Below are 10,119 nucleotides of genomic sequence, written 5' to 3'. Positions count from 1 at the left end.
AACTGGAGATTGCGATAAATCAAATCCAGCGATTCCCAAGATGGGGGCCAATTTCGTACTTGTACCGTCCAGGGAGACAGGTGAAGCGGTTTGCCAAAGGGCAAACTGACTTCTGGTTGTGCCACTCTGCCTCTGGGCAATTCTGGAGTCATGCCCAACAATGGTAGCTCGAATTGTCTCTCCAAGTCTTCGGAACTGTAGACGGAATCATCGACGGCATCGCGTAGAAAGGCGGCTAAGCTACCCAGCATCAACCCCGCAACTAGACCCAACAACAAGTTCAGCTTCAAGTTGGGACCAACTTTCAATCCTAGACGTGGTTCTTCCAAAGCTTGCCAGTCAAATCCACCTCTAGCAATTTCTAAACTTAATTCTTGCTGCGCTCTCAAAAGCTGCTGGAGTTTGTCGCGGTTAATTTGGACGAAGGGAACTAGACGGTTGTATTCTGCCAATAGCACTGGGAAGCGCTTGAGCTCGCTACGTAGCTTCTGCTGTGTTTGCGCTAAACTGTTATCCCGCGCTCGCATCGCGTTCATATTTGTCTGAATTTCGATCAATTGACCTGCAAGATTGAGGTCGAGCGCTCCTAGCTGTCCTTGCTGGAGAATACCATCTCCCCCATTGCTAGCGGCTGCTTGGGCTGCTTGTCCTTCACCCAAAACTCGCCCACCTTCCTGCTTCATCATGCTCAGCAGGTTTTGCCGTTGTTCGAGTAGTTTTTTCACGTTGGGGTCTTCATCCGTGAAGACAACCCGCCGCTGTGATAGGGCGAGTTCCGTTCTCTGCAACTCGTTGAGTAGCGTTTGATAGCGAGATGATTGGCTCAAGCGGGAAGCAACTAGCGCTTGTTGCGGAGAACGAGCGAGTTGCTGTTGCAGTTGACCGTAACGTGCCTGCAAGTCATTATACTGAGCGCGAATGACTTCGCGCTCCTGCGCGATCGCGTTTAACGATTGATTGACTGTCGCTGCTTGTTGCTCTGGATCGATCAGGTTATTATTTTTGCGAAACTCTTCTAATTTGTTCTCCGCTTGATCTACTGTTTTCGTCACGGCAGGGATTTGTTCGTTAATAAACTTCAAACCCTTTTTCAATCTCTGCTCTTGTTGTTCGCGATTATAAATTTGATAAACTGTGTGGATTGCTTTCAGGACTTTTTGCGCTTTAATCGGATCGTTTGCTGTATAAGTCGCCTCGACGATCTTGGTATTGGCTTTTTCTTCAACAACTTGTTTTAGTACTAAGTTTTTCTTCACCTCCGCCACTGTAAGCGTAGGATATTCGGAGCGGAGAATATCGACTGCCCTTTGAATCAGTAGCGAACTACGCATGACGTTAATTTGCGTGGCATAGTCGTCAATCGTGACTCCAGAATCAGCATACTGCTCGCCTTGTCTCGGGGTCGTGCCATCTTTCTTCCCCTGATAATTCGGCTCGATCAGCAACTGCATCTCGCTCTGATATGTAGGCTTGGAGATTAAGGTAAACACAGTGGCAATTGTCAACACCGCTCCCATAACCCCCAGCAGCCAGTAGCGACGGCGCATCAAAACTGCTAACAACTGCCCGTACCCACCGTCTGATTCTTCGACGGTCATGGGCATATTACTTTCATTTACTCTAACCATGCCTAGCACTCCAAACAGTCTACAACGATCCTAATGAACTTATGCAATGCTACTCACCGTATCGGCGATCGCCCGTTCAACTTTGCTAAAAAACGCTTGTTCTGAAAAATGACTCAGGGCGTGATGGCGAATTTTGCCGTAATCCCACTGAATTTCTTTGGCAGCAAGCAAAGCATTTTGGATTGCATCTGGCGATTGTCTGTAAAAGAATACTCCTGTATGTCCTGGAATTTGAGTGTCTATGACTCCTCCCGCGCCATAGGCAATCACGGGCGTACCGCTGGCATTTGCTTCTACTGGTACTAGTCCATAATCTTCTAAAGCCGCGACCACTACAGAGCAAGCTTTTGACATCAAATATTTTCGTTCGGCATCGCTGACATGTCCTAAAAATCTGACGTTTTTCAGCGCTTTTGACTCTAAACGTTGGCGTTCTGGTCCATCGCCGATGATGAATAAAGGTAACCCCAGCCAGTTAAAGGCTTCCACAATTACGTCTATTCGTTTGTAACTGATTAGACGAGCTGATGCTAAATAAAAGTTTTCCTTGTCGTTAGAAAAAGCAAAATTACCGCTATTAATTGGGTAGTTAATCACCAGCGCTGGTTTGCCATAGTGCTGGTTAATTCGTCGAGCTACGATACTAGAGTTAGCAATATAAAGGTCGGGTTCTTGAGCGTAAATTCGGTCAACCTCTCGCATTTTGCGAAAGATCAATTCAATTAATGGATAGAAATAATGATAGTCCCCATACTCTCTCAAGTAAGTTTTTGTATCCCACAAAAACCGAGTCACGTTATGGCAAAAGCAGATGTGTTGCGCTCCCTTTCTCTTCTTCACAGCTTTAGCGAAGCTACTGCTGCTACTAATAATGAGGTCGTAATCCTGCAAATCCAGAGAGCGAAAAGCAGGAAAATAGAGAGGAGCCAGCATTCGGAAATATTTTGCTGCACCTGGAATTTTTTGTAATCCTGTCGTGTGAACTATACGGTTACCTAAATCGACAGTTTGTTCGGGATCGTATACAGAAGTAAAGATGTCTGCCTCGGGATAGCGTTGACAAAGCAGTTCAAAAACTCGCTCTGCGCCACCTCTTTGCGTTAGATAATCGTGAACTAGGGCTATCTTCATGAAAAAATAATAGAAGTTTATTTAGTAGAGTCAAACTTTAGGAACAGGCATTATTGCAATTCATCTGTTGGATCCGCGAACGTACAAATAACTATGTCTCCAGAGATAGTACTTGTTGGTAGGAGCTGGCATTTGCGTAGATACACTGAAAATATAGGTAAACAGAAATTATTATACTCAACTTGTTATCGAGAACCGATGGAATCGCATACCTAGCTGAGAAAATTTACCTAAACTTTAAATAATTGAGCAATGGAAGCACTAGCAAAAAATGCATCTTATTCGAGGGAGAATCGCAGTTCGCGTTCTGCATTCAATTGGACTGGACGCATTCACAGAGGAATTAGTTGCATTGAATACAGGATTCACAACGTATTGGCAGAATTACTGAAACTAAAATCGAGGTTCATGCTTTGCTCATATTTTTCGGTCAATCCAAATCGAATCTATAGTTGGTTAGAATCGTTGACATCAAGCGAACTCAACTGAGGTAACAGTTCGTGCCGAGTTGGAAAAGCCAGTAAATTCTGACTTTCCATATGCTAGGATGAGAGACTAAACTTTAAATCAAATTCGCAATTGGCAAGAGTTTAGCCTCGACCAATCGATTATAGGTCTAGTTCTAGACAATGTTTTGAAAATAGTTTGGAATCAGCTTGCCTATTCTTTAGAAGTTACTTCAGGCTGCAAATTATTCCCTCCGTGTTGCTTGGCATAGACTGTTCTACTATGGCAACAAGCAGGGCTTCAGGCGTTATTTCATGCATCGCTGCTTATGTCTCAGCCATTCTCGGATCGTTTCGCGATCGCCTCAGCCCAAAAATTACTGGAAACTTTCAGTTGTTTGGAAGTTAAACCTGTAGAATCGGCAGCAGAAGCCGCCCAGTTGCAACAAGCATTAGTACTACTAAGCACGCAAGCAGATTTCGTCAACTTCGGAATTTGTGCCGACACGCCAGAGCAGGGGCTAGCAGCATTAGCATCTTATGCCAAAGCTCTAGGATATTCAATTGCGATCGCTCCTACCGACTTAGCTGCGGCGATCGCTCCGGTATATATTAAATTCAACGGTCAAAGACAAACGTACTACCTCGACTCCTACACAGGTACGTATCGCGGCGTGCTGGTATCCTATCATTCATTGGTAGAAGAATCAGTCAACGGTACTTACGGTTACTTACCGTTGGATTTGTTTCAGTGACCAGTTGTTAGTTATCAGTGACTAGTGGCTGGCGGCTAGAGAATTTTGGATTTTAGATTTTGGATTTTGGATTGTTTTTTTCTCCTCTGCCCCTCTGCTCTATAAAAGTCCCCCTTGTCTCCCTTGTCTCCTATACAATGGGTAAATACCGATACATTTTATTTAATAAACCCTACGGGGTGTTGAGCCAGTTTAGCGATGGCGATCGCGATGGCGCAAAAGAGCGGCGCACGCTCAAAGATTACATTCCCATTCCCAAAGTTTATCCTGTCGGTCGCCTCGACTGGGATAGCGAGGGATTGATGCTACTAACCGATCGCGGACAACTTCAACATCGACTTGCCGATCCTAAATTTGGACATAGCCGCACTTATTGGGCGCAAGTAGAACGAATTCCAGATGCATCAGCGATTCAGCAGTTAGAACAAGGAGTGATAATTGAGAATTATCGAACTCGACCAGCCAAAGTTAAACTGCTAGAACCCGAACCAACCTTACCACCAAGAGATCCGCCAATTCGCGATCGCAAAAGCGTGCCTACAGCATGGTTAGAACTAGTCCTAACAGAAGGTAAAAACCGTCAGGTAAGGCGGATGACAGCTAAAGTAGGATTTCCCACCTTACGCTTAGTACGAGTCGCGATCGCTCACCTATATCTAGGCGATCTGCCACTCGGAGAATGGCGCGACTTAACTGCCCCAGAGCTAGAATTACTCTTAAAAAGCGTAGGGATAAGTCGTAAGTCGGGTATTCGTAAGTCGTAAGTTGGCTGTTGGTTTTTTTCTCCCCCAGCTTCCCCCTGCTCCCTGCTCCCTGCTCCCTGCTCCCTGATAACTGCTCCCTGATAACTGCTAAGCTGAACAAAGTATTGATTTTTTAAGCCTCGTAGCTCTACTGGGGTATATCCTGCTATTATCTATAGCTCGAACTATTCCTGAGTAGGGAAAAGTGACTTGTGACGACTTGGATGGGTAGCCAGTTTTCTGCCGTCATCAGGGTTAAAACTGCTCCTAAAATGGGAAGACAAGGAAGTTAAAGATGCTGATTTGCCCCCAGTGTCAGAGCGAAAATGCCAATACCAACAAGTTTTGTCAAGGTTGTGGTACTCCCCTGACCTTCAAGTTTTGTCCTGAGTGCGGAACTCAGGTGGCTTTAAACGCAAAACTGTGCCATAACTGCGGTGCTCAAACGGGGACAGTGTGGTGGGCGATCGTGATGGGAGTTGTGGAGCCGCAGGAAGGTTCGCCTGTTAGCAACTCAGGAGTCGTAGAAGTGCTGGACGTAGCAGGAGAACCAAAAATTGTAGAATCGCTCCCCAGCAGTATATCTCAGCAGAAGTCAGAGGGAACTGCTCCACCTGCTCCCTTGGCTCTCTCGCTCACGACTCACGACTCACGCCTTACCACTTCTGCTTTACCAGCGGGAGCTTATTTAGATTTACAGCAGCGCTATCAGTTGCTCGATCCGTTAGAAATGCCTTTGAATCCAAGCGATCGCATAGAGGCACAAGTGAGAGTACTCGACTGCCAGCCATTTCAACTATCGCCCCTAGAAGCAGGCGCAAACGTGATGGTGGCACAATCAATTCCGGCGATCGCCAAAACTTATGTTGCCCTCAACTCTAAATATGGTGAAAAATCTAGTCAAAAGCTGCCTAAAATCCACGATGCTTGGCAGCAGGGAAACCAGCAAGTAATTCTGATTGCCGATCGCTCTGATTGGCAAGATCTGATGCAGATGTGGCACGAACACAGCACAACTCCAATGCAGATTATGCAGTGGTTTGAGGATATGGTACGGCTGTGGCACGAACTAGAACCTTGGCATTGTCGCCAAAGTTTATTGGAGTTATCTAACTTGCGCGTGGATGCGACTGGGAGTTTTGGATTGCAACGCTTGTATCCCGAGCCAAATCAAGGAAATTTAACCTTGCAAGATTTGGGGCAGATTTGGCAGCAGTTATTTCAAGAGTCTCAACGCACTAAATTTGGTTCCTTGGTAGAGTTACTGTTGGATTTAACTGCGGGCGACATTCAGACAACAGATGAGCTACAATCGCGCCTGCAAGCTACGAGCAGTGAATTACAATTAGAGGCGATCGACGCACCTTATTCTCCTTCAGTATTGAATACACAGGAGGCAGCTGCCGATCGAGGAAAAGTTGGAGTAACTTTAAATAACTCTGCTGCACCAACTGTTATTCAGATGAACGAATCTCAAGAGAATTTTATGAAAAGCGAGGAGTTACCGACTCTGGTACTGCCAATGCATTTGGTTGGGATCGAGGATGCGGGTAACACTGATGTCGGTCGTCAAAGACATCATAACGAGGATTGTTTTGGTATCATCACCAAAGTCGATAAATACGTGTTTCCTAGCGATCGCACGATTGAGGCACAAGGTATTTATATTCTTTGTGATGGCATGGGCGGACACGCTGGCGGTGAGGTAGCTAGTGCGTTAGCAGTGAAGAAGCTACAAGAATACTTTCATGCCAATTGGCAACCGTACCAACCATTACCCAATGAAGCTTCTATCCGCGAGGCAATCCGTATTGCTAATCAAGGAATTTTTGACCTCAACCAGCAAGATGCCCGTTCTGGTGTCGGACGGATGGGAACGACTTTGGTACTCGTTCTAGTCCGTAACAATCAAATGACTGTAGCTCACGTTGGCGATAGCCGTCTCTATAGCTTTAGCCGCAAGCGCGGATTAGAGCAAGTCACATTGGATCACGAAGTGGGACAGCGAGAGATTCTGCGGGGCGTGGAACCAGCGATCGCCTATGCCCGTCCTGATGCCTACCAACTGACGCAAGCCTTGGGTCCAAGGGACGAAAATTATGTCAATCCTGATGTCAGCTTTGTGGAATTGAATGAAGACACTCTGTTGATATTAGTATCAGATGGAGTTTCGGATAATGGGTTACTAGAGCAACATTGGGAAACCCATATCGAACCACTACTTAACTCAGGCGCTAGCTTAGAACGAGGTGTCAGCGAATTGATTGAATTAGCTAATCAGTACAACGGGCATGACAATATTACCGTTGTCTTAGTACGGTTGAAAGTGCGCCCGAAGTTGGAGCATTAATCGTGTGGTCACGCTATATCTGCTACATCCAGAACAATCCAAACCCCTGCAACAATGGCAATTCGAGGATGCGTCAATCGTCCGTATCGGTCGCGCCCCCGACAACGATGTAGTTTTGGCAGATCCCCTAGTTTCCCGCCATCATTTACTGCTCCAGCGGCAAAATGGAGAAGATTCATCGAGTCATGTTTGGCAGCTGATCAATCAGGGGACGAACGGGACTTTTCTGGATGGCGTATTAGTCTCCCAAAGCGCGATCGTCGATGGGTCGATAATTCAACTAGCAAAAGGCGGACCTACTCTCAGGTTTCAACTTCAACCTCCCAGTATCATAGCGGGGGAGAAGACTTGCACTCATGATGGTAATTCACCACAGAACCTATTCTGCATCCACTGCGGTCAGCCCCTTTCAGTACAGCAGACGATTCACCAGTATCACGTGCTACGTATTTTAGGACAGGGAGGAATGGGGACGACATATCTTGCTTGGAATCCCAGTCAGAAAAAGCCTCTGGAGAACAATTCAACTCGCAAGTCTCAACCCCAATTACTCGTCCTGAAGGAAATGAATGCTGAAATTGCCAAGGTTGCCAAGGCTCAAGAACTGTTTGAGCGGGAAGCTAATGCCTTGAAGCATCTAAACCATGTAGGAATTCCCAAATATTACGATTTTTTTGTCGAAGACGGGAAAAAATACTTGGCGATGGAACTAATTCACGGTCAAAATTTAGAGCAGATAATTTATAAATACGGTCCTGTTACCTCAGCAAAAGCGATTGGTTGGATGCTGCAAGCGTGTGAAATTTTAGACTACATTCACAGCCAAGAGCCACCGCTAATTCACCGCGATATTAAACCCGCTAATTTAATGTTGCGATCGCTCGATCATCGGATTGTGGTGCTAGATTTTGGTGCAGTGAAAACTGGTGGAACTGCTTTTGTGACGCGGATTGGTGCTGAGGGATATTGCGCTCCCGAACAAGAACGCGGACATCCATTAATTCAGTCTGACCTTTACGCGATCGGACCTACTTTAATTTTTTTGTTAACAGGCGAAGCGCCGTATAAATTTTATCGTCCTAGTAGTAAAGGCTATCAATTTCAGTTGGATGGCATCCCAACTGTCACTCCCGAATTGCAAGCAGTCATTACAAGGGTAACAGAGACTAAACCTAGCGATCGCTATGCTACGGCTAAAGAACTGGCAATAGCACTGAGCGAGTGTTACTGATTTAGAAATTTGTACGTACAAAACAAGCCCGCTGGTGCAGGCTAAATAGTAAGGTAGCCTGCGCAGGTAGGCTTTGTTTGTATGCACCTCAGACGATTATGTCTGAGGGCAAATTTAATGCGGACAGAATCTATTCTTCGTCCCAACCTTCTACCGATAGCAGTTCGCTGACAGGATCTTGCATGGAAAAGCCGAAATCCGTTAATTCCTGTTTCCAATAAGACCATTCATTACCAAATACGAGGGCAATTTTCCAGATACTATCTGTTGGTCTAACAATTTTGGATTCTACGAGCGAACGGATCTGGTGCTGGAACTTCACCATTGGGTGAATAACAGGCTGAGCCATAAGTTTTACTTAGATTTTCGATTGAGTTTGCTAAATACCTAACCTGAAACGCTTCCGAATTTTGATTAACACCGATGCGTGGAGTTTTTCTTCGGCGCAGAAGCAATTCTCTACTCTTGTACTCTACCACAAATGATTTGGCAAGTACCTTGACAATTGTTATTGGTTCGGGAATTACTACTGTGCCAGTTGAGTAACTGGAATGCAGGTAAGTGAAATTGGGCGCTAAAAGCGATTGGGTTTTCTTAGCTATGTAAAATATGATAACAATAATTACTGCTCTTTGATGCAGTACGGTTAATTAGTATTAGGCGATCGCCCCAGACTTAGACAAAAATTCGCTGTAAATTTAACACGAAACCTGGTAGCACATCTTCACCAGATAAAGTTAAAGGAGCTTGCAAAACTTCTACTGGTTGTCCCAGACGGTAAATTTCAACTTGACGATCTTGAGGATTAATTAACCAACCCAAACGCGCACCATTATCCATATATTCCTGCATTTTAATTTGCAGCTCTTCCAGAGCATCGGTGGGGGAGCGCAACTCGACTACAAAGTCAGGAGATAGGGGAACGTAACCATCTTGCTGTTGTTGGCTCAAAGCCTCCCAGCGCCGTCTTTCTACCCAAGAAGCATCAGGAGAACGTTTTGCCCCATTTGGCAGCACGAATAAGACGTTGGAATCAAACCCTTCTCCTAAATTTAAGTTTGCTTCCACCCAATTGCCTAATTGTTGAGTCAGGTTCAAGTTTTTACGACTAGATGTTCCTCCTGTGGGTGGCACAATAATTAAATCTCCTGCTGCTGTTTGTTCAAAATTCCACTCTGGATTAGCTCGGACAATTCGTTCAAAGTCTGCATCCGAGAGTTTTAATGAATTTATCGTCAGGCTACTGTTCATTGCTGTGCTAAATATACAGGCAATTCCTCTAGTGCAAATCTATCATCAACAAGCGATCGCAGAAAAATTCAGTGAAATGGTGGTTACTATGAATATTCTAGTTTTGTTCGGTTGCGATCGCATATTCTTTTTATAGGCGATCGCTAAGATTCATACTCGATGAAAAGCGTCATTTATGCTTGTAGTAGTAAGTAAGTCTAATAAAGCGAGCAACAATATTATGTCTGTCAACCCCTTGTTTGAGAAAAAAGATGAAAACGAAACGGCTGAAGCTGTTCGTAAGTTTAAGTCAGCACATGAGAAAGACTTAGAAACAATTACTCAAGTTTTGGTAAAAATTACTAGCCGTTCGCTAGATGATATTGAACCATATCTCGATAAGATGCTCGAACGCTTGATAAGACTGGAACAAGAGGCTACAACCACAGAAGACCACTCTAGCAGCTTTCACCGGAAAGAGCCTTTCGATTCTAGACAATGGCAAGCTGATATGAATATTTTAGTTCAACGAGTAAAACTGCCCGTTCTGCCAGAAGAAGCATTTACCCGCGAGAGCATATACGGAGAGCATGATTGATGCCATA

Annotated in this window: 10 protein-coding genes; 6 read left to right on the top strand and 4 right to left on the bottom strand. The window is 45.1% G+C overall.

Going from position 1 to position 10,119, the window contains the following annotated elements; translation table 11 throughout:
* The coding region (locus ACRC32_RS26670) for a GumC family protein (protein WP_438556808.1) at window positions 1-1,628 on the bottom strand (1,628 nt) is incomplete at its 3' end.
* Window positions 1,629-1,667: 39 nt separating this feature from the next.
* Window positions 1,668-2,759 (bottom strand): glycosyltransferase, encoded by a 1,092-nt coding sequence (locus ACRC32_RS26665; RefSeq protein ID WP_438556807.1) that lies wholly within the window; start codon window positions 2,757-2,759, stop codon window positions 1,668-1,670.
* Between the two features lie 775 nt (window positions 2,760-3,534).
* Here ACRC32_RS26665 and ACRC32_RS26660 point away from each other — a divergent pair.
* The 4 genes from ACRC32_RS26660 to ACRC32_RS26645 all read left to right on the top strand — a co-directional run bounded on the left by ACRC32_RS26660 (window position 3,535) and on the right by ACRC32_RS26645 (window position 8,284).
* Window positions 3,535-3,960, top strand: a complete 426-nt coding sequence (locus ACRC32_RS26660; RefSeq protein ID WP_438556806.1) for a DUF1824 family protein — start codon at window positions 3,535-3,537, stop codon at window positions 3,958-3,960.
* Between the two features lie 137 nt (window positions 3,961-4,097).
* Window positions 4,098-4,724 carry a pseudouridine synthase gene (locus ACRC32_RS26655; RefSeq protein ID WP_438556805.1) on the top strand — a complete coding sequence of 209 codons (627 nt, stop codon included), beginning with the start codon at window positions 4,098-4,100 and terminating at the stop codon, window positions 4,722-4,724.
* A gap of 274 nt (window positions 4,725-4,998) precedes the next feature.
* Window positions 4,999-7,053, top strand: coding sequence for a serine/threonine phosphatase (locus tag ACRC32_RS26650; RefSeq protein WP_438556804.1), 2,055 nt, complete (start codon window positions 4,999-5,001; stop codon window positions 7,051-7,053).
* Window positions 7,054-7,057: 4 nt separating this feature from the next.
* Window positions 7,058-8,284: a protein kinase domain-containing protein gene (locus ACRC32_RS26645; RefSeq protein ID WP_438556803.1), complete on the top strand. Its 1,227-nt coding sequence runs from the start codon at window positions 7,058-7,060 to the stop codon at window positions 8,282-8,284.
* A gap of 130 nt (window positions 8,285-8,414) precedes the next feature.
* Here the strand turns inward: ACRC32_RS26645 and ACRC32_RS26640 are convergent, their stop codons facing one another.
* Window positions 8,415-8,633, bottom strand: coding sequence for a DUF4327 family protein (locus ACRC32_RS26640; RefSeq protein ID WP_438556802.1), 219 nt, complete (start codon window positions 8,631-8,633; stop codon window positions 8,415-8,417).
* Window positions 8,634-8,959: 326 nt separating this feature from the next.
* Window positions 8,960-9,535 (bottom strand): Uma2 family endonuclease, encoded by a 576-nt coding sequence (locus ACRC32_RS26635; protein ID WP_438556801.1) that lies wholly within the window; start codon window positions 9,533-9,535, stop codon window positions 8,960-8,962.
* A 4-nt stretch (window positions 9,536-9,539) separates the two neighbouring features.
* Between ACRC32_RS26635 and ACRC32_RS26630 the strand changes: the two genes are divergently transcribed.
* Window positions 9,540-9,671 carry a hypothetical protein gene (locus ACRC32_RS26630; RefSeq protein WP_438556800.1) on the top strand — a complete coding sequence of 44 codons (132 nt, stop codon included), beginning with the start codon at window positions 9,540-9,542 and terminating at the stop codon, window positions 9,669-9,671.
* 84 nt (window positions 9,672-9,755) lie between these two features.
* Window positions 9,756-10,112, top strand: coding sequence for a hypothetical protein (locus tag ACRC32_RS26625; RefSeq protein WP_438556799.1), 357 nt, complete (start codon window positions 9,756-9,758; stop codon window positions 10,110-10,112).
* Window positions 10,113-10,119: the final 7 nt, after the last annotated feature.

It is taken from the genome of Chroococcidiopsis sp. (assembly GCF_051657925.1).
GTDB lineage: Bacteria > Cyanobacteriota > Cyanobacteriia > Cyanobacteriales > Chroococcidiopsidaceae > Chroococcidiopsis.
Note: the sequence above shows the minus strand (reverse complement) of the source record. Positions and strands in the feature narration are given on the sequence as shown.

What these genes read in the sequence shown, in the direction of transcription:
- ACRC32_RS26665 (WP_438556807.1), bottom strand. Translation starts at nt 2,759, where the DNA reads ATGAAGATAGCCCTAGTTCACGATTATCTAACGCAAAGAGGTGGCGCA.
- ACRC32_RS26660 (WP_438556806.1), top strand. Translation starts at nt 3,535, where the DNA reads ATGTCTCAGCCATTCTCGGATCGTTTCGCGATCGCCTCAGCCCAAAAA.
- ACRC32_RS26655 (WP_438556805.1), top strand. Translation starts at nt 4,098, where the DNA reads ATGGGTAAATACCGATACATTTTATTTAATAAACCCTACGGGGTGTTG.
- ACRC32_RS26650 (WP_438556804.1), top strand. Translation starts at nt 4,999, where the DNA reads ATGCTGATTTGCCCCCAGTGTCAGAGCGAAAATGCCAATACCAACAAG.
- ACRC32_RS26640 (WP_438556802.1), bottom strand. Translation starts at nt 8,633, where the DNA reads ATGGCTCAGCCTGTTATTCACCCAATGGTGAAGTTCCAGCACCAGATC.
- ACRC32_RS26635 (WP_438556801.1), bottom strand. Translation starts at nt 9,535, where the DNA reads ATGAACAGTAGCCTGACGATAAATTCATTAAAACTCTCGGATGCAGAC.
- ACRC32_RS26625 (WP_438556799.1), top strand. Translation starts at nt 9,756, where the DNA reads ATGTCTGTCAACCCCTTGTTTGAGAAAAAAGATGAAAACGAAACGGCT.